The sequence below is a fragment of the Phenylobacterium sp. T106 genome (genome assembly GCF_057219735.1).
The window spans coordinates 77779-97287 of the sequence record NZ_JBXVWA010000011.1 but is presented as its reverse complement, the minus strand read 5'-3'; the positions used below and the strand labels follow the sequence as shown (position 1 = coordinate 97287).

Genomic DNA, 19509 nt, shown 5'->3' with positions numbered 1-19509 from the left:
CATGGCCCAGTTCAGCGTCAATCCGAGCCGCTTCGACCCGTACAAGAACTTCAAGTTCCGGGTGAAGTGGGACGGCCGCTACGTCGCCGGGGTCTCGAAGGTGGGCGCGCTGAAGCGGTCCATCGAGATGATCGAGTTCCGCGAGGGCGGCGACCCGTCGACCAGCCGCAAGTCGCCCGGCCGCGTGAAGTTCGAGGCGGTGACGCTGGAGCGCGGCGTGACGCACGACCTGGAGTTCGAGCGGTGGGCCAACAAGGTGTGGAACTTCGGCGCTGGCCTCGGCGCGGAGACCTCGCTGAAGGACTTCCGCAAGGACATCATCATCGAGCTCTACAACGAGGCCGGCCAGCTCGCGAAGGCGTGGAAGGTCTTCCGCTGCTGGGTCTCGGAGTACCAGGCCCTGCCCGAGCTGGACGCAAACGCCAACGCGGTCGCCATCGAGTCCCTCAAGCTCGAGAACGAGGGCTGGGAGCGCGACGTCGACGTCGTCGAGCCGTCGGAGCCGACCTTCACCGAACCGGCCTGACGCCATGGCCCAGCCTCTCTCCCCGCTGGCGAGGCTCGAGGCGCGGGAACAGGGCGCCAGGCTGCACCCCGTCGACCAGGCGCTCCTGCTGCTCCGCGTGGCCGAGCCCGGCTCGGCGGACGCCCTCGCCGCCCTCCCCCTGGGCGAACGCGACCGCCGCCTGCTTGCGCACCGGCGGGCGACGTTCGGCGACGCCCTGCCCTGCCTCGTGAGCTGCCCCCGCTGCGGGGCGGCGCAGGAGTTCGAGCTGTCGGTGGGCGAGGTGCTGGACGGACTCGGCCCGCCGCCCGCCGACGAGGAGGTGGAGGCCGAAGGCTGGCGGGTCGGGCTGCGGGCCCTGACCAGCGCCGACCTGGCGGCGGCGTCCGCGGAAGGCTCGCCCGAGCGGGCGCAGGCGCGGCTGGCCGCCTGCGCGGTGACCTTCGCCACGGATCCCGCCGGACAGGCGGCCGACCGGCTGCCCGACGCCCTGTGGCCGTGGGTCGAGGCCCGCGTCGCCGTCCGCGAGGCCGAGCAGGAGATCGCACTGGACCTGGCCTGCGCGGACTGCGGCGCCGCCTGGACCAGCAGCCTGGACGTCGGACAGCACGTGTTCGCCGAGGTGACGGCCGACGCGCACCGCCTGCTGGGCGAGGTGGCCGCGCTGGCCGCCCGCTTCGGCTGGTCCGAGGAGTCGCTGCTGGCCATGCCGGCCGCGCGCCGCCGCGCCTACCTCGAGCTGGCAGGCGTCGCATGAGCGTGCTGGCGCGCCTTGCCCTGAAGGCCCTGGGCGCGCCCAGCGCCGTGCGGCCCCGGCTGGGCGGGCTGTTCGAGGCGTCCGCGGCCGCCGAGGCGCCCGACGCGGCGGGTGCGGGCGCGGTCCCCTCGCCCACGACGTCTCCGCTGGCGGTGACCATCCCCGTCCTGGGCCTGGACGCCCCGGCGGGCCGGACCGAGACGCCGGCGTCCCGCCCCGCCCCGATCGACCCTCGTCCCGTCCTCGCCCGTGACGCCGGGGCGCGACGTGAGGCGCCGGAGGCCGACGCCGGCCCGGCCCGGCCGGCCGGACGGACCGCCGCGAGGGGCCGCGACGCCGCCGAGCGCGCCGGCGAGCCTTCCCGCACGGCGTCGACCGAGGCGCTCGCCGCGACCGCCGCGCCGACCGCCTCGCCGGCGGACGCGTGGTCGGAACCCCGCCGCCCGGAGGCTCCGCCGACGTCGCCTCCCGGTTTCGGCGAAGCTGCGCCGACCACCCCGGCCTACCGCCCGCTCCTGCCCGCCCGGGGCGGCCCGCCGCCGCGCGCGCCCGCGGCCGCGCCCGCGGCCGGTCCCGCGGACGGGCGCTCCGAGCCCGACCTGCACATCTCCATCGGCCGCATCGAGGTGCGGGGCCCGCCCGAGCCCCGCCGCGCCCCGCCGGCCGCACGCGGCGGGGGCCGGCTCATGTCGCTGGAGGACTACCTCGCGAAGGGGCGGCGCCGGTGAGCAACGCCCTGGCCATCGCGTCCGTCACGCGGCTCCTCATGGACCTGCTGAACGACGCCATGGTCAACGGCGACGTCAGCGGCGACGTCGGCTCGGACGTGGTCGTGAGCGCCCTGCCGCCCGACCGGGTGCTGGACCAGATGGGCGAGAACCAGCCCAGCCAGCTCAACCTGTTCCTGCACCGCGTGACGCCGAACAGCGCGCTGGCCAATTCGGACCTGCCCACGCGCGACGGCCGCGGACAGACGGTGATGCGCCCGCGCCTGGCGCTGGACCTGCACTACCTGCTCACCGCCTACGCCACCCAGCCGCTGCAGGCCGAGATCCTGCTGGGCTACGCGCTGGAGATGTTCCACGAGACCGCGGTCCTGCCGCGGGACATGGTGCGCGCGGCGCTGCAGGGGGGCGTGAACGGCGCGATCCTGCCGCCGGCGTTCCAGAACACGGATCCTGCGCGCCTGGCCGACCAGCTCGAGCTGATCCGGATCACCCCGCAGACCCTGTCGCTGGACGACATGTCCAAGCTCTGGACGGCCATGCAGACGCACTACCGCACCACGGTGGGCTACATGGTCTCGGTGGTGCTGATCGAGCGCGACCAGCCGAAGCGGACGCCGCTGCCGGTGCTGTCGCGGGGCCCCTTCGACCCGGCGACCGGCCGCGACGCCGGCGTCTTCGTCCAGCCCGACCTGACGCCCGCCTCGCCGGTGCTCACCCGCATCGCGCCGCCGGGCGATCGGCCCGCCATGCGCCTGGGCGACGTCCTGGTGCTGCACGGCCATCATCTCGACCACGGCGACGCGCGGGTTCGCTTCACCGAGGTGGAATCGGGCCGCGCCATCGAGCTCGCGCCCCAGGCCGCGCCGTCGCCCACGCGGCTGGCGGTCGCGCTGCCGCTGGGCCCGCCGCTGGACGCGAACGACGCCCGCGCCGGCCAGGGCGTCGACCCGGGCGCCTGGCGGATCGGCGCCTATCTCGTGGACGTGGCCCTGCGGCGGGGCGACGACGAGCGCGTCACCAACCGCCTGCCGGCGACGCTGGCCCCGCGCGCGGCGCCCGCCGCCGCCGCCGATCCCGGCGGGGTGCGCATCACGGTCGGCTGCGAGCCGCGGATCCGCCGGGCGCAGTCGGTCGCCATCCTGGCCGGACAGGCCGAGCAGCCGCTGCCGCCGCTGGGCGCCGACGCCGACCAGGTCGAGGCGGTGTTCCCGGGCCTGGCGAGCGGCGTCCCCCTCCCCGTCCGCCTGCGCGTCGCGGGGGTGGACAGCCTGGTGGTGGACCCGTCGTCGCGGCCGCCGCGGTTCGACCCCACCCAGGTGGTGGCGCCGCCATGAATCACGCGCCCCTTCACGACTGGCCTGCCGCCAACCGCGAGCGCCTGGACTCGGCGCTGGCCGCGCTGGGCGCGGCGATCGGCGGCGCGGCGGCCGCGCCGCCGCCTGCGGGCGACCTCAGCCCGCCTGCCCGGCTGGACAGCCTGGCCGAGACGTTCGACCTGGGCCCCGTCGACACCGTCGCGTTGCTGCTGGCCGTGGCGCAGGACCTCTCGCCCGAACGGCTGCACGGCCGCCGCCCGACGGTGGCGCTGGCCCGCGAGCTCGCCGGCGAGGCCGCGATCGCCGCGCTGTGCCCGCAGTCGGCCCTGCGCCGCTGGCGGCTGGTGGAGCTGGACGGCGGCGGGTCGCTCAACGAGCGCGTGCTGAAGATCGACGAGCGGATCCTCAACCACCTGCTGGGCGTCGACTACCTGGACCCGCGCCTGGACGGCCTGGTGGAGCGCGCGCCGCAGGTGCAGCCGCTCTCGGAGGGCGAAGCGGCCCTGGTCGAGCGGCTGGCCCCGGCCTGGACCCCCGCCGCCGCGGGGGCCTGGCCCGTTCTGCAGCTCTGCGGGCCCGACGCCGACGGCCGGCGAGGCGTCGCCAGCGCCCTTTGCGCGCGCCAGTCGCTGCAGCTCTTCCGGATCGACCGCGCCGACATTCCGCGCAGCGCCTTCGAGCGGCTGGCGCTGGCCCGGCTCTGCGACCGCGAACTGGCGCTTTCGGACGGCGCGCTGCTGGTGGAGGGCGAGGGCTCCGAGGACGAGGACCGGGCCGCCGCGGCGCTGGTCGACCTGCTGATGGGGCCCACCATCGTGGCCGGACGCGACCCGCTGACCTTGCGGCGGCCGCACCGGCTGCGCGCCGACATGCCCGCCGCAACGATCGAGGAACGCCGCGAACTCTGGCGCCGGGCGCTCGGGCGGCGCGCCGAGGGCCTCGGCGACGGCCTGGAGCAGCTCGCCGAGCAGTTCACGCTGTCCGGGGCCGACCTGCGCACCGTGGCCGAGCAGGCGGTCGGCGCCGCGCCGGACGCGCTGTTCGACCGCCTGTGGAACGGCGCCCGGGGACAGGCCCGCCGGCGGCTCGACGACCTGGCCGCCCGCATCGAGTCCACGGTGGGGTGGGACGACCTGGTGGCGCCGGCCGACCGGCTGGCGCAGCTGCGCGACATCGCCGTCCATGTGCGGCGCGCGCACCAGGTCCATCGCGCCTGGGGCTGGGCCGACAAGAGCGCGCGGGGCCTGGGGGTGACGGCGCTGTTCGCCGGGCCCAGCGGCACGGGCAAGACCATGGCCGCCGAGGTGCTGGCCAACGAGCTGCGGCTCGACCTCTATCGCATCGACCTCAGCCAGATCGTGTCGAAGTACATCGGCGAGACAGAGAAGAACCTGCGCCGCATCTTCGAGGCGGCCGAGCAGAGCGGCGCGATCCTGCTGTTCGACGAGGCCGACGCCCTTTTCGGCAAGCGCTCGGAGGTGAAGGACAGCCACGACCGCTACGCCAATGTCGAGGTCAGCTACCTGCTGCAGCGGATGGAGGCCTATCGGGGCCTGGCCATCCTGACGACCAACCTGAAGAGCTCGCTCGACAGCGCGTTCATGCGCCGCCTGCGGTTCGTCGTGGACTTCCCGTTCCCGGACGTGGCCATGCGCGCCGCGATCTGGCGGCGGATCTTCCCCGCCGGCACGCCGCTGGCCGAGGACCCCGCGCGGATGGCGCGGCTGGCGGTGGCGGGCGGCACGATCCGGACCATCGCGATCAACGCCGCGTTCCTGGCCGCCGAAGCGGGCGAGGAGGTCAGCGCCGTGCACCTCGCAGCCGCGGCGCGGCGCGAGTACGCGAAGCTGGAGAAGCCGATCACGACGGCGGAATTCGGAGGCCTGGGATGAGCCGCCGGATCCGCCTGCACATCGACAGGGTCGTGCTGGACGGCGCGGCCCCGCGCGACCGCGCCGCCTTCGAGCGCCAGCTGATCGAGAGCCTGGCCAGGGCGCTGCGGTCGTCGGCGGCGGAGGGCGGCCTCGACGACCTCGCCTCGTCGCGCTCGGTGGAAGGGGGCCGGATCGACCGGCCCGCGGACGGCGCCGCCCTGGGCGCGCGGATCGCCTCGCGGCTCACGGGAGGCGGCTCATGAGGCGCGCCGTCGCCCGCGCCCGGCGGCCGTGGCCGCTCGAGCCCACGCGCGGGCTGGACGTCAGCACGCCGACAGACGCGCACGAGCGCGAGGCCGACCGCATCGCCGACGCGGTGATGACCTCGCCCGCCGCCAACGTGACGCCGTTCGCGCCGCGGCCGCCGGGCGCCGCGCGCAAGGCCACGGGGACGGCGGCCCGACCCTCGCCCCGCCCCATGGACCTGGGCGGGACCATCTCGCCGCTCGCCGGACCGGCGCGCAGCTTCCTGGAGCCGCGCTTCGGCCGCAGCCTCTCGGACGTGCGCGTGCATACCGGCCCCGCCGCGGAAGAGGCGGCGAGCGGCCTGGGGGCCCGGGCCTTCACGCTGGGCTCGGACATCTGGTTCGGCGCCGGCGAGTACGCGCCGTCGACGGACCGCGGCCTGCGCCTGCTGGCGCACGAGGTCACGCACACGCTGCAGCCAGGCCCCGCCCGGGTTCGCCGCAAGACGCTGACCGATGTGCCCGAGGCGACGCGCAGGACGCTGACCGTGTCGCGGAACACGCCGCTGCAGGCGGCCATCGACACCTGGGTCAGCGACTACTTCGACCCGGCCAAGGGGACGAGCCGGACGCCCGGCGCCGACGTGGAGTACGGCGCCGAGATCTCGGACGCCCGGATGCAGAAGGGGTTCAAGGGGGTCGCCGCCGAACTGGAGGCGTTGCCGACCGTGATGCCCGTCGGAACCATCCTGGACATCGCCATCGACCTGCGCAGCCAGGGCGGCGAGCACGGGGTGTTCCGCTTCACGCACTATGCGGACGCGGCCGCGAAGACGAACAAGATCCTGGTCGAGCGCACAGCCGTGCTGGCGCCGGCGCCGGCCGCCCAGCCGCAGGGCGCCGCGGCGGGGACCGGTCCCGCCGCTCAGCCGCCGCCGAGCGCCGCCGCGCCGGGGGGCCAGGCGCAGGCGCCCGTGTTCACGGGCTCCCAGACCGTCGGCTCGATCAAGGTCGAGATCGGCGCGGGGTTCTCGAACGACCGCGCCAAGCTGATCGTCGACGCCATCGGCCTGATGCCGGGCCCGATCCAGGCCAAGGTCAACGGCGTGACCTTCCACTACGCCGGCTCGGGCAAGGGTCCGGACGGCGAGGCGGCCCACTACGATTCCCTGAAGGACACGGTCGAGGTGTGGAGCGACCTCTACGACGCCACACCGCGCCGGGTGGGGACGGCGGAGACCTCGGCCTACAGCCTGGTGCACGAGCTGGGCCACGCGATCGACCTGCGCCCGCTGTTCGCCGCCCAGCTCGCCCGCGACAAGGCCCGCGACCAGAAGGCGAAGCTGGAGCGCGACCTGAAGCATCCGAAGATCGACGTGAACGACCCGCTCGCCGGCCTGAGCGACCAGAAGAGCGAGGCGCAGCTCGCCGAGGAGAAGCGGCTGAAGGACGCCATCGCGGCGGCCGACAAGGAGATCGCCGCGCAGGACGCCGCCATGAAGACCGCCAAGTCGATCGCGGGCGACGAACTGGGCGAGGCGAAGGACTCCGAGCAGCTGCTGACCGACTTCGGCAAGGCGCTCGCGGCCGACGGGGTCTCCGCGGTCAAGGACGCGCGCAAGGCCAACCGCAAGACCGACGCCGACAACGCCGCGGCCAAGGCGTTCAACGAGGCCAATCCGGACAAGCCGCCGAAGGACGAGAACAAGCCGCACGTCGCCACGCTGAAGGGCGCCGTCACCGCCTACGGCGACACCGACCTGATGGAGGCCTACGCCGAGAGCTTCTCGATCTATGTGCTGGACGAGGCGCTGCTCAAGGCGATCCGGCCGAACGTCCACGCCTTCTTCGTCCGGACCCTGCCCAAGACCACGCCGCCCGCCGCCGCTGGAGGCGCCAAGCCATGAGCGGCGCCCTCTCCCTCCGCCAGGCCGCGCCGGCGGGCTTCACGCCCGCGCCCAGCCTCCTGCAGCGGTCGTGCGCGTCGTGCGGCGCCGCCGCGGGCCTGACCGGCAAGTGCGAGAGCTGCGAGAGCGAGGACCGCTTCGGCGCCGCGAACCTGCAGCCGAAGCTGGCGATCAGCGCGCCGGGCGACGTCTACGAGCAGGAAGCCGACCGCGTGGCGGACGCGGTGGTCGCCATGCCCGGCCCGGGGCGGCTGGGCGAAGACCTCGGCGCGGCGGGCCCGGCGGTCCACCGCAGGATCCAGCGCCAGCCGGCGGAGGAGGAAGGCGGCCTGGAGGACGACCTTGTCCAGACGCGCCGGACGCAGGGAGCCGGACCGCCGGAACTGTCGCCGGAATTCCAGAGCGGCCTGGACGCCGAGCAGGGCTGCGGCCGCCCGCTCGACGACGGCGTGCGCGCCGACATGGAGACCCGCCTGGGCGTGGACCTGGGGGACGTGCGGGTCCACCGCGGCGCGCGGGCCGCGGAGCTGGCGCGCTCGATCCACGCCGAGGCCTTCACCCTGGGCCGCGACGTCTACTTCGGCGCGGGCTACTACGACCCTGCGTCGCGGCGCGGGCGCCATCTGATCGCCCACGAGCTGACGCATACGATCCAGCAGTCGCGCACGGCCGTGCGGTCCCTGCCGTCCGGCGTGGCGACGGCCCCGGCGCCGGCCGCCGCGGAGCCGCAGGTCCAGCGGGCGGTGAACGACAGCTTCGTGCCCGAGCACCTGCCCGACGGGGAGCAGCTGCACGCCCAGATCCTTGGCGAGTTCGGCGCCGAGAACAAACACCTGTTCACCGAGGTGAAGATCCCGGGCGCGACCAGCCTCGGGCTGGGGGACAAGGCCGGCCGCGCCGACTTCTATATCGACGCCGATGCGGGCGGATCGCCCCGCAAGAACGGCACGACGCCCGCCGTGATCATGCTGGACGGCGAGCCCGCCTACCTGCCGTCCTTCTTCGACGCCCGGATGAAGAGCCGTCGGCCGGATCTCAATCCCACCCTGCTGAAGGGCGGGTCGAAGTTCGACCACCTGGGCCAGGGCGCGCCCCGGGGCCTGCGCGAGAAGGAGACCTCGTGCGACGGCGACTCCAACCCGGCCGGCGAGCCCCCGATCAAGGTCTGCAAGCTGGATGACCGGGCGCCCAAGAACATCCTGCTGGGCGACCTGAAGCCGCCGCCGTCGCTCGAGACCGACTGGAGCGCCAAGATCCAGATCGGCTACTACGAGAAGGGCCTCGCCTCGACGGTGTCCCAGCTCAACGCCTGGGCCAAGGCCAACCCGAAACAGGTGCGGCCCGAGGGCGGGCAGTGGTCGCCCGGCACGGGCAAGATCAAGACGCTGAAGACGCCGAAGGGCCGCAAGCCCAAGTCGCGCGACGTCACCAAGGCGCCCTTGCGGCTCTACAACGGACGCAAGTCGGATCCGACGCTCAACGACTTCCGCGGCCACCTGGCCGTCTACCAGAGCAAGGAAGAGGGTGTCTGGCACTACGACTGGATCCCCGAGAAGATCCCCGCGAAGATCAAGTCCCGCGCGAAGTCGCCCGAGATCGTCGCGGCGCTCACCCGGCTCAACGCGCTGGTCAACAAGGTCAAGTCGCCGCCCGTGGCGACACCCACCGCCGCCAAGAAGCCGCTGCCCGGCCCGCCTCCGCGACCGGCCCCGCCGCGCATCATGCGCAAGGAGGCGTTCGACAAGGACACCTGGCCCGGCGAGTTCAAGGACTGGCAGGACAAGGTCGCCACGCCCCTGCTGGGCGCCGATGCGGTGGGCCTGAAACCCCAGCTGCCCGTCGGGTCCAAGGAGAGCGAGGACATCCAGGCGCTGCGCGTCTACGAGGGCCTCAAGGACCTGCGCGAACGGATACCCGCCGACGAGGCGCCGCAGCAGATCAACGAGATGGCGCCCACCTTCGCCAGCGCCGGCGGCGGGTCCCTGAAGCGCCTGCAGTTCTGGGCCCGCTGGGGACAGCCGATCGGAAGGCTGCGCTCGGTGCTGGGCGTCGTCTTCGTCAAGATCGCCGACCTCTACGACAAGGGTAAGGCGCGGTTCGACCGGGCCAAGGGCGCCTTCAGCGCCAAGGATCCGAGCTCGGGCGGCTCGATCGGCAAGGCGATCGTCCAGGGCGTCTTCAAGGTGGCGGTGACCTTCTTCAAGGTCCTGCTGCACCGCGTCACCGACGAGCTGGTCCGCGGCCTGAAGAAGGCCGGCGGGGTGATCATCGAGGACCTGATCGGCGAAGAGCGTCTCGCCCAGATGCAGGAGGCGCAGGCCGACTTCGAGACGGTGGTCGCCGACATCGAGGCGCGGGTGAACGCCCAGGTGGAAGACGCCAAGGCGCTGCTGAAGCCCTACGAGGACATCTTCGAGACGTTCTCGGACGTCCAGAAGAGCATCAGCGACATCATGAAGCTGGTGAACGCGGTCCGCTGGGGCCTGCGCATCGTCAACTGCCTGACGCCGCCCGGCCTGGGCTGCCTGAAGCTGCTGGTGCAGGCCGTGGTCGAGGACCTGGCGGCGCGCGTCATCTCCAGCTGCTGGTTCACGCTGAACTTCATCAAGCCGATGCTGTCGAAGTTCGACATCTTCACGAGCCTGCCGGGCAAGATCGCAGGCCTGATCCTCGAGCAGGTCCGCAAGATCGCGAGCGTGCTGCCGGTGAGCGAGGGCGTGCTCGACAAGGCCTTCGCCGCACCGAAGGTGAGCACCAACGTCAACGCCGCCGACCTGGATTGCGACGAGAAGACGATCACGCCTGCGCAGCGGGAGATGAACAAGCTCCTCGACCGGTACGGCAAGGCGAAGATCCTGGAGATGATCCGGCTGCTCGAGGCGGCCGGCCTAAAGGACAACCGCGAGATGACCATCGCGGACGTCAGGATCCTCGGCGGCCTGCTCGAGAAGGTCGAGAACGGCGAGGTCACCAAGGAAGAGCTGAAGGACGCCATCGCCAACCTGAAGGCCGGCAAGCCCGCCGGCGTGGTCGACATCGACGCGACGATCGCGCAGCTGAGCGGTCTCGGCGGCGGCGGGAGCGGCGGCGGCCAAGGGCCGGGCCAGGGCTCGGGCGACGGCGACGGCCAGGGCGCGGGCGGCGGAAGCCCCGTGGTCGTCACGCCCTACGACCAGGCCAAGACCGACGCGCCGCCCGAGGGTTCGCCGGTGGCGAGATCGACCTATCGCGCCATCGACGCGAACCCCAGCCATGCGATCGGCCAGAGCGTCACCATCACGATGGTGGGCAAGGTCGACGGCAAGGTGGTGGCCCGGGTGCCCGACGTTCCGGCCACGGTCGAGTCCTTCGAAGAGGCGACGATCAAGGGGGTGGCCAAGCGGCGCGCCCGGTACCGGCTGTCGAAGACCGTGCGCATGCCGCACAAGGTGGCGGGGGTTCCGCAGTTCGTGGCGCCGGTCACCAAGCTCGTGCCGGGAACCTACTACGCCGCACCCGCGGCCACGACCAAGCCGACGGAGGATGCCAAGTGAGCGGCTTCTCCCGGTCCCCCAGGCTGGTGAAGGCGGGCCTGGTGCTGATCGACCCGGAGTCGGGCGCGATCGTGCGGATCATCAGCCTGCAGTACAACGCCGAGAACCTGACCCGCAGCCTGCAGCTGCAGGCCATGGGGGACGAGGCCGATCGCAGCCAGGCGCTGCGGATCAAGGGGCCGGCCGTCGAGACCTTCACGCTGGAGGCCGTGCTCGACGCCACCGACCAGCTGCAGTTCCCGGAGTCCAACCCGGCGGCCGCCACGGCCGGACTGTTCCCGCAGATCGCGGCGATGGAGACGCTGGTCTATCCGACCAGCGCGCAGCTTCGCCGGCAGGACTCGCTGGCCGCCGCCGGCACGCTGGAGATCGCGCCCCTGGAGACGCCGCTGGCGCTGTTCATCTGGAGCCGCCACCGGATCGTGCCCGTGCGGGTCACCCAGGTATCGATCACCGAGGAGCAGTTCGACCCGAACCTGAACCCGATCATCGCGCGCGTCAGCCTGAGCCTGCGCTCGCTTTCGGTGGACGACCTGGGCTTCGCGCACCGCGGGGGCGGCCTCTTCATGGCCTACCTGGCGGCGAAGGAGCAGCTCGCCCAGCGCGCGCCGTCCGCCACGCTCGCCTCCTTCGGCGTCGGGAGCCTGCCATGAGCAACCTGCTGGAAGCCCTGTTCGGCGCGGGCGCCCTGCCCAGGACCGACTTCCCCCCCGAGAGCCGCTACCATGGGACGCCGGTCCTGACGCTGACCGGGCCCGACGGCGCGCAGATCGCCTTCCTCGCGCGGCGCTTCTGCCCCGACCCCGCCCGGTTCGCGACCCTGTCCGTGCACCGGCTGGCGTCCGGCGAGCGGCTGGACCAGGCGGCCGCCCGGCTGATCGGCGATCCCGAGCAGTTCTGGGCGCTCTGCGACGTCAACGGCGCCGTCTGGCCGCAGGAGCTGGAGGCCGAAGACACGCGGCTGCGCGTCACCCTGCCCATCGACGTCCCCGCGCCGAAGGAGGGCTCGTGATCAAGGGCCTCAACCTCTCGCTGATGATGGGGCCGGGCGTGCCGCTGCCGGCGCCGCGCGGCGTGCTGGACGCGCTGCAGGGCGTGAAGGTCACGGCCGAGGCGGGCGACGCCCAGAGCGGCTTCGAGCTCAGCTTCAGGATCGAGAAGAACTCGCCCCTGATCAGCCTGTTCATGCTGTCCGGCGGCGGCGCCGTTCCGCTCTTCCGCGTGCTGCTGGTCGCCACCCTGTCGGGCCGTTCCGAGACGCTGATCGACGGCGTCGCCACCCAGACCCAGATCTCCCCGGGCTCCGGCGGCCAGCAGGCCACCCTGGTGGTCCAGGGCAAGGACCTGTCGGCCGCGATGGACGTCCTGCCGTTCGACGGCTTCCCCTATCCGGCCATGCCGCCCGTGGCCCGCGTGGCCCTGATCCTGGCCAAGTACGCCTTCCTGGGCGTGATCCCGAAGGTCATCCCGTCGCTGGACGAGCCGCCGATCCCCACCGACCGCATTCCGCGCCACGCCGGCTCGGACCTGGAGTACGTGAAGGCGCTGGCGGAGGAGGCCGGCTACATCTTCAAGATGGAGCCCGGCCCCGCGCCCGGGACCTCCTTCGCCTACTGGGGTCCGCAGATCAGCCTGGGCGCGCCGCAGCCCGCCCTGACCGTGGACTCCGGCCACGCCGACAACTGCGAGAACCTGAGCTTCCGGTTCGACAAGGACGGGACCGAGCTTCCGGTCGTCTTCATCCAGAACCAGCTCACCAAGGCGCCGATCCCGATCCCCATCCCGGGCCGGATCCCGTTCCAGCCGCCGCTCGGGCTCGTCCCGCCGCTGCCGCCGAAGATCACGCTGCTGAAGGACACCGCCCAGCTCTCGCCGATCGGGGCCCTGGTGCGCGGCTTCGCCCACGCCGCGAGGCACTCGCAGGCCGTCCAGGGCTCGGGCTCGCTCGACGTGCTGCGCTACGGCCGCCTGCTCAAGGCCGGCGGCACGGTGGGCGTTCGCGGCGCCGGCTACGCGTTCGACGGCGTCCACTTCGTCGAGCGGGTGACCAGCAACATCGACCGGGGCGGCTTCAAGCAGGACTTCTCGCTCAGCCGCAGCGGCCTGCTCCCCACAGCCGAGAGCGTGGCCTTATGACCTCCTCCACGAAATTCTGGGGCAAGTACCGCGGCACCGTGGTCAACAACCTGGACCCCATGATGATGGGGCGGATCCAGGCCATCGTGCCGGACGTCTCCAGCATCGCCCTGACCAGCTGGTGCATGCCCTGCCTGCCGGTCGCGGGGATCCAGACCGGCGTCTACACGGTGCCCATCGTCGGCTCGGGCGTCTGGATCGAGTTCGAGAAGGGCGACCCGGACTATCCCATCTGGACCGGCTGCTTCTACGGCTCGGCGGCCGAGGTGCCGGCGCTGGCGCTCACCGTCCCGCCGGTGATCCCGGGCATCACGATCCAGACGCCGCTGCAGAACGGGGTGAGCGTCAACGACGTGCCCGGCCCCCTGGGCGGCATCGTCATCAAGAGCACGACTGGCGCCACGCTGATCGTCAACGACACCGGCATCTACATCCAGAACGGCAAGGGCGCCTCGATCGTCATGGTCGGCCCCGCCGTGACCATCAACAACGGCGCCCTGAGCGTCATCTGAGGGAGGCGCGGCCATGCCAGGACCGGTGATGCACCTCGGGGCGACCGTGCTGTGCTCGCATGCCGGGATGGCGACGCCGACGTCGCCGTTCCCGCGGGTCCTGGTGTCCGGCCAGCCCGTGGTGACGATCGCCAGCCCCTATGTGGTCGCCGGCTGCACCTTCGTTCCGCCGGGCGGCAACGGCCCCTGCGTCACGGCGCAGTTCGTGACCGCCGCCACCCGCGTGATGGCCGGCGGCGCGCCGGTGCTGCTGCAGGACAGCATGGCGGTCTGCGCGCCCACCGGCACGCCTACGATCAACGCCGTCGTCCAGCCGCGCGTGGTGGGGACCTGACCGCCATGCAGCTCGACTTCCCCTTCCACTTCGATGCGCGCGAGCGGACGGCCGAGACCGACCCCGACGACCACGTCCGCGACCTGATCGAGCAGCTGCTCTTCACCCAGGCGGGCGAGCGGGTGAACCGGCCCGACTTCGGCTCGGGCGTCATGCAGATGGTGTTCGCCGCCAACTCGCCGGAGATCGCGGCGACGGCCGAGTTCCTGATCCGCGGCGCGCTGCAGCAGTGGCTCGCCGATCGCCTGACCGTCTCGGGCGTGAGGGCCGAGGCGTTCGACTCCACCCTCGCGATCCAGATCGACTACGTCGTGCTGGCGACCGGCAAGGCGGGAACGGCCACCTTCGAGCGCGAGGTGGGCGCATGATCTACCACTGCTGCGACGAGCGCCGCCGCCGGGCCGTCCGCGCCCACGCCACGCTCAACGGCATCGATTTCCTGGAGGTGCTCGACCTCGAGGCCGTTCCCCTGGCGTCGCCCCGCCAGCGCACCCTGCTCGTCCGCTTCGTGAAGAGCGCTCCGGCGCTGGCGCGCGAGAACTTCGAGATCACCGGCGGGGAGCGGATCGGCGACGTCGGGATCGAATGGGCGACGCGCGCCGACGCGCCCGATCCCGCCGTCACCACCGCCGCGGAGCGCGCCTACCTGATGGCGCTGCCGGCGCCGGACCAGGTGATCGCGCTGCGCACCAGCGCCAGCGGCGACTTCTCGACCTACACCCTGCACCTGGTGGCCGGGGCGGCCGCCATCGCGCCGCCCGCCGACACCGACCCGCTGCTGGCGCGCGTCGACTTCTCGTTCAAGGTCGAATGCCCCAGCGACTTCGACTGCGCGCCGGACGGGACGTGCGCCGCGCCGCAGGTCGAGGCGCCGGTGATCGACTACCTGGCCAAGGACTACCGCAGCTTCCGGCGGCTGATGCTGGACCGCATGGCCCATACCCTGCCGCAGTGGCGCGAGCGCAGCGCGGCCGACCTGGGCGTGGCGCTGGTGGAGGTGCTGGCCTACGTGGGCGACCGCCTGTCGTACGCCCAGGACGCGGTGGCCACCGAGGCCTACCTGGGCACAGCGCGCCGCCGCGTGTCGGTCCGCCGGCATGCGCGGCTCGTCGACTATGCGATGCACGACGGCGCCAACGCGCGCGCGTTCGTGCAGGTGCGCGTCGACGCCGACGATGTGCTGCTCGAGCGCGGCGAGACCCGGTTCCTCACCCGGCTCTCCGGCGCGCCGCCACTGATTCCGCCGCCGTCCGCCGACCCGCTGTTCGAGCGCCTGCTGCTGCAGCGGCCGCTGGTGTTCGAACCGCTGGAGGACAAGCGCCTCTTCGCTGCGCACAACGAGATCTTCTTCCATGACTGGGGCGAAGGGGAGTGCTGCCTGGCGAAGGGCGCCACGCGCGCCACCCTGGCCGGCGACTTTCCGGACCTCGCGCCAGGGGACGTGCTCGTGTTCGAGGAGATCCTGGGCCCGCACACGGGCCGCGCGGCCGACGCCGACCCGGAGAAGCGGTGCGCGGTGCGGCTGGTGCAGGTGGCCGCGGGCCTCGAGGATCCGATCACCGATCCGCCGACGCCGATCACCGAGATCCGCTGGGCGGCGGAGGACGCCCTGCCCTTCGCCGTCTGTCTCACATCGCGCACCGGCCGTGACTTCGGGGGGCAGGTGGTGGGACCCGTGAGCCGCGTGCTGGGCAACATCGTGCTGGCCGACCACGGCCTCACGCGCGAGGGCCTGGCCCTGGGCGCCGTGCCCGAGCCGCATCTTCACCTGGCCGCCCGCGCCGGACGCTGCGTCCCGGCTGAGCGAACGGCCGTCCCGCCCCGGTTCGCGCCGGTCGTCCCTGTGGGGCCGATCACCCAGGCGGCCGATCCGCCCGACCCGCTGGCGGCCGCCTCGCGGGTCCTGGTCCCGCCGCTCGCCGAGGCGCGTCCGCAGATCTCGCTCGACAGCGCCCTCCCCGGCGGCGGCGGCGAGCGCTGGATCGCGCGCGGCGACCTGCTGAACAGCGACGCCACCCAGGCGCACTTCGTCGTGGAGGTCGAAGCCGACGGGCGGGCGCGCCTGCGCTTCGGCGACGACCGGCAGGGCAAGCGCCCCGCCGCGGGCACGGCGTTCCAGGCGAGGCTGCGCGTCGGCAACGGCCCCGCCGGCAACGTCGGCGCCGACTCCATCGCCCATGTGGTCACCGGGCTGGGACAGGTCCTGGGCGTGCGCAACCCCCTGGCGGCGCGCGGCGGCCGGGCGCCGGAAAGCGTGGAGCAGGTCCGGGTCGCCGCGCCCCAGGCCTTCCGCGTCCAGGAACGGGCGGTCACGCCGGCGGACTACGCCGCCATCGCGCTTCGGCACCCGGGTGTCCAGCGGGCCGCGGCGACCTTCCGCTGGAACGGACACGGCCACACCGTCTTCGTCACCGTCGACCGCTTCGGGGGGCGGCCGGTCACCGCCGAGTTCGAGGAGGAGCTGATCGCCTTCCTCGAGCCGTTCCGGATGGCCGGCTACGACCTGGAGATCGACGAGCCGGCCTATGTCTCGCTCGAGATCAAGCTGCTGGTCTGCGCCAAGGCCGCGTTCTTCCGCGCCGACGTGAAGCAGGACGTTCTGCGGGCGCTGGGGTCGGGCGCCTTGCCCGACGGCGGGCTGGGCTTCTTCCACCCGGACAACCTGACCTTCGACCAGGACGTCCACCTGTCGGCGATCATCGCGCGCGCCCAGGCCGTCGAGGGCGTCGAGAGCGTGACCCCGCTCACGTTCCGCCGCCAGGGCGTTCCCGACCCCGCGCCGCTCGCCTCGGGCGTGCTGCCGATCGGCCGCCTGGAGATCGCCCGCCTCGCCAACGACCGCAGCTTCCCGGAACACGGGCAGCTCGAGATCCGGATGGGAGGCGGCCGATGAGCCTGGGCCCGCTGATCGCCGGACTGACCGACCGCGGCGTCGTCGAGGAGGATCCCTGCGGGTGCTGCGAAGGCGTCGACACGGCCACGCCCGCCGGCATCGAAAACCGCCCGGGGCTGGCGCAGATCTCCTACCGCGCCGGCCGCTGGGCCGACTTCCGCGCCAGCCAGCTCTCGTCGCTCTCGGCCGCGGAGAACGTGGCGCTGCGGCGGCTGCACAGCCGCGAGACCGACGACTTCTCCATCGCCCTGATCGACGCCTGGTCCTGCGTCCTGGACGTGCTCAGCTTCTACCAGGAACGCAACGCCAACGAGGCGTTCCTGGGCACCGCCGCGGATCGCCTCTCGTTCGTGGAGCTCGGGCGGCTCATCGGCTATCGCCTGCGGCCCGGCGTCGCCGCGGGCACAGACCTCGTCTTCCTGCTCGACGATCCGCCCGGCCAGGCGGGAAACGCCGCCCGTGGGCGCATCCCGAGCCCCACCGCGCCGCCGGTCGAGGTGGAGATCCCCGCCCGCAGCCGCGTCCAGAGCATCCCCGGCCCAGGCGAGACGGCGCAGACCTTCGAGACCACGGCCGCCATCGCCGCGCGCGTCGCCTGGAACGCGCTGGTTCCGCGCCAGACCCGCTTCACCGCGCCCCGGAACGGCGACGCAGGGTGCTGGCTGGCGGGGGTCGGCGCCAACCTGAAGGTCGGCGACGCCATCGTGATCGTCGGCGCCGAGCGGCTGGAGGAGGACAGCGGGGCCGAGCGCTGGGACTTCCGCCGGCTGACCGCCGTGGAGCCCGACCCGGGCGCCGACCGCACCTGGATCGCCTTCACCCATCCGCTGGGCTCGGTCGACCCGCCCGCCCTCGCCGCCCAGCGCGGCCACCGCATCTTCGCCTTCCGCGCCCGGGCGTCGCTGTTCGGCTGGAACGCGCCGCATCCGAACCTGCTCGCGCGGGCCACCCGCGCCCTCTACCGCCTCGCGGACGGCGACGACTGGCCGTTCGCGATCAACGGCCGCACCCTGGTGCTGGACGGCGTGCAGGACGGCTGGGTTCCGGGGACGCTCGTGGCCCTCACCCGCCCCAGCTACACCGAGCTCTACCGCATCGCGCAGGCCGTCGACGACGGCGTCGCCGCCTATGCGATCAGCGCGCGCGCGACCCGTCTCACCCTCGACACCGACGAGAACCTCAGCCGCTTCGAGGACGCCTATCGCCGGGTGTCGGCCTATGGCCGGACAGAGGAGCTGGCCTTCGCCGAGGCGCCGATCCTCGACCCGGTGATGGGGGACGTCCTGGAACTGGCCGGGCAGGCCGACGACCTGCCGCCCGCCCGCGCCGTCGTGGTCCGCGGCCGCCTGGCCCAGGCGCTCGCCACCGGTCCGGGACTGGTCCTCGAGGCCGGCGGCGAGACCCGCGCCCTGGCCGCGCGGGAGCGCGTCACCCTCCTGGCGGCGCCCCGCCGGCTCGGCCCCGGCTCGACACAGTACGAATGGCGCCTGCGCGCGCCCGGCGGCTTCGAGGGCCTGGTGACGGCGCCGCTCTCCGGCTTCCGCTTCGTCGAGGCCGCGGCGGAGGCCGAGATCGCCGCCGAGACCGCCGTGGTCGCCACGGTGTCGGCGGCCGACGCCACCCACTCGCAGCTGAACCTGGCCGACCCGCTGGCGCGCGCCTACGACCGCGCGACCACCCGGATCCACGCCAACGTGGCGCCCGCCACCCACGGGGAGACGACGCAGGAGATCCTGGGCGATGGCGACGCGGGACGGCCCTTCCAGGCCTTCACGCTGAAGCAGGCGCCGCTCACCCACGTCTCGGCGCCCACCGAGAGCGGCGTGGCCTCGTCGCTGGAGCTGAGGGTGAACGACGTGCTGTGGTCCGAGGCCGCGACCCTCTACGGCCAGCCCGGCCAGGCCCGCGTGTACGAGACGCGCACGGCCGCCGACGGCGCCGTCACCGTGCAGTTCGGCGACGGGCTCGCCGGCGCCCGTCCCCGGTCCGGGCGCAACAACATCGTCGCGACCTATCGCAAGGGGATCGGCCGCGCCGGCTCGGTGAAGGCCGGCGCCCTGACCACCGCCCTCGACCGGCCGCTGGGCCTGCGCGAGGTGTTCAATCCGCTGGATGCCGCCGGCGGCGAGGACCCCGAGACCGAGGCCGGCGCCCGCGAGAACGCGCCGATCACCACGCTGACGCTGGGGCGCGTGGTGTCGCTGCGCAACTACGAGGACTTCGCCCGCGGCTTCGCCGGCGTGTCCAAGGCGAAGGCCGACTGGGCCTGGGACGGGGAGTCACGGCGCATCCTGGTGTCGGTGGCGGGGCCGGGCGGCGCGGCGATCGACGCCTCGACGGGGGATCTGTTCGACAACCTCGTGCGGGCGCTCCGCACCTTCGGCGACCCCTTCGTCCGCGTCACCGTGGCCTCGTACCGGGCGGCGACGTTCAGGGCCGCCCTCAAGGTGCTGGTCGCCGAGGACCACCTGCCCGACAAGGTCCTGGCCGGCGTCGAGGCGGCGCTTCGCGACCGCTACAGCTTCGACCGGCGCGGGTTCGCGCGCCTGGTCGCATCGAGCGAGGTGGCGGCGGTCGTCCACGGAGTCCCGGGCGTGGCGGCCGTCGACATCGACCGCCTGCACCGCACGACGCCGCCCAGCGCGCTGCCCATCCTGCACGACCGGCTGCTGGCCCAGCCGGCGCAGCTCACCCCCGGCGGGCAGCTTCTGGCCGCCGAGATCCTCACGCTCGATCCCGGCCCGCTGGACCTGCAGGTGATGTCATGAG

At 73.4% G+C, this 19509-nt stretch carries 16 protein-coding genes; all 16 read left to right on the top strand.

Going from position 1 to position 19509, the window contains the following annotated elements:
- The first annotated feature begins 1 nt into the window (after position 1).
- The 16 genes from AC2D8W_RS20090 to AC2D8W_RS20015 are packed head-to-tail and all read left to right on the top strand — an operon-like array spanning position 2 to position 19508.
- The gene (locus AC2D8W_RS20090; RefSeq protein WP_484673028.1) at positions 2 to 526 is read left to right on the top strand and encodes a phage tail protein; all 525 of its coding nucleotides are present in this window, start codon (positions 2 to 4) and stop codon (positions 524 to 526) included.
- A 4-nt stretch (positions 527 to 530) separates the two neighbouring features.
- Positions 531 to 1262: a hypothetical protein gene (locus AC2D8W_RS20085; RefSeq protein ID WP_484673027.1), complete on the top strand. Its 732-nt coding sequence runs from the start codon at positions 531 to 533 to the stop codon at positions 1260 to 1262.
- Positions 1259 to 1990 (top strand): hypothetical protein, encoded by a 732-nt coding sequence (locus AC2D8W_RS20080; protein ID WP_484673026.1) that lies wholly within the window; start codon positions 1259 to 1261, stop codon positions 1988 to 1990. Before AC2D8W_RS20085 ends, AC2D8W_RS20080 begins: the two co-directional genes overlap by 4 nt.
- Complete coding sequence (locus AC2D8W_RS20075; protein ID WP_484673025.1) at positions 1987 to 3324, top strand: Pvc16 family protein; 1338 nt, start codon at positions 1987 to 1989, stop codon at positions 3322 to 3324. Before AC2D8W_RS20080 ends, AC2D8W_RS20075 begins: the two co-directional genes overlap by 4 nt.
- On the top strand, positions 3321 to 5198 hold the full coding sequence (locus tag AC2D8W_RS20070) for an ATP-binding protein (RefSeq protein ID WP_484673024.1): 1878 nt from the start codon (positions 3321 to 3323) through the stop codon (positions 5196 to 5198). The genes AC2D8W_RS20075 and AC2D8W_RS20070 overlap by 4 nt, the downstream gene beginning before the upstream one ends.
- Positions 5195 to 5443: a hypothetical protein gene (locus tag AC2D8W_RS20065; RefSeq protein WP_484673023.1), complete on the top strand. Its 249-nt coding sequence runs from the start codon at positions 5195 to 5197 to the stop codon at positions 5441 to 5443. Before AC2D8W_RS20070 ends, AC2D8W_RS20065 begins: the two co-directional genes overlap by 4 nt.
- Positions 5440 to 7332: an eCIS core domain-containing protein gene (locus tag AC2D8W_RS20060; protein WP_484673022.1), complete on the top strand. Its 1893-nt coding sequence runs from the start codon at positions 5440 to 5442 to the stop codon at positions 7330 to 7332. Before AC2D8W_RS20065 ends, AC2D8W_RS20060 begins: the two co-directional genes overlap by 4 nt.
- Positions 7329 to 10865, top strand: a complete 3537-nt coding sequence (locus AC2D8W_RS20055; RefSeq protein ID WP_484673021.1) for an eCIS core domain-containing protein — start codon at positions 7329 to 7331, stop codon at positions 10863 to 10865. The genes AC2D8W_RS20060 and AC2D8W_RS20055 overlap by 4 nt, the downstream gene beginning before the upstream one ends.
- Positions 10862 to 11518, top strand: a complete 657-nt coding sequence (locus AC2D8W_RS20050) for a hypothetical protein (protein ID WP_484673020.1) — start codon at positions 10862 to 10864, stop codon at positions 11516 to 11518. Before AC2D8W_RS20055 ends, AC2D8W_RS20050 begins: the two co-directional genes overlap by 4 nt.
- Positions 11515 to 11877, top strand: a complete 363-nt coding sequence (locus tag AC2D8W_RS20045) for a hypothetical protein (protein ID WP_484673019.1) — start codon at positions 11515 to 11517, stop codon at positions 11875 to 11877. Before AC2D8W_RS20050 ends, AC2D8W_RS20045 begins: the two co-directional genes overlap by 4 nt.
- The gene (locus AC2D8W_RS20040; RefSeq protein WP_484673018.1) at positions 11874 to 13001 is read left to right on the top strand and encodes a hypothetical protein; all 1128 of its coding nucleotides are present in this window, start codon (positions 11874 to 11876) and stop codon (positions 12999 to 13001) included. The genes AC2D8W_RS20045 and AC2D8W_RS20040 overlap by 4 nt, the downstream gene beginning before the upstream one ends.
- Entirely contained in the window at positions 12998 to 13513 is a 516-nt protein-coding gene (locus AC2D8W_RS20035) for a phage baseplate assembly protein V (protein WP_484673017.1), read from the top strand. Before AC2D8W_RS20040 ends, AC2D8W_RS20035 begins: the two co-directional genes overlap by 4 nt.
- A 13-nt stretch (positions 13514 to 13526) precedes the next feature.
- The gene (locus AC2D8W_RS20030; protein ID WP_484673016.1) at positions 13527 to 13847 is read left to right on the top strand and encodes a hypothetical protein; all 321 of its coding nucleotides are present in this window, start codon (positions 13527 to 13529) and stop codon (positions 13845 to 13847) included.
- Between the two features lie 5 nt (positions 13848 to 13852).
- Positions 13853 to 14215, top strand: a complete 363-nt coding sequence (locus AC2D8W_RS20025; RefSeq protein WP_484673015.1) for a GPW/gp25 family protein — start codon at positions 13853 to 13855, stop codon at positions 14213 to 14215.
- Positions 14212 to 16740, top strand: a complete 2529-nt coding sequence (locus tag AC2D8W_RS20020; RefSeq protein WP_484673014.1) for a putative baseplate assembly protein — start codon at positions 14212 to 14214, stop codon at positions 16738 to 16740. Before AC2D8W_RS20025 ends, AC2D8W_RS20020 begins: the two co-directional genes overlap by 4 nt.
- Positions 16737 to 19508 carry a baseplate J/gp47 family protein gene (locus tag AC2D8W_RS20015; protein ID WP_484673013.1) on the top strand — a complete coding sequence of 924 codons (2772 nt, stop codon included), beginning with the start codon at positions 16737 to 16739 and terminating at the stop codon, positions 19506 to 19508. Before AC2D8W_RS20020 ends, AC2D8W_RS20015 begins: the two co-directional genes overlap by 4 nt.
- Position 19509 lies beyond the last annotated feature (1 nt).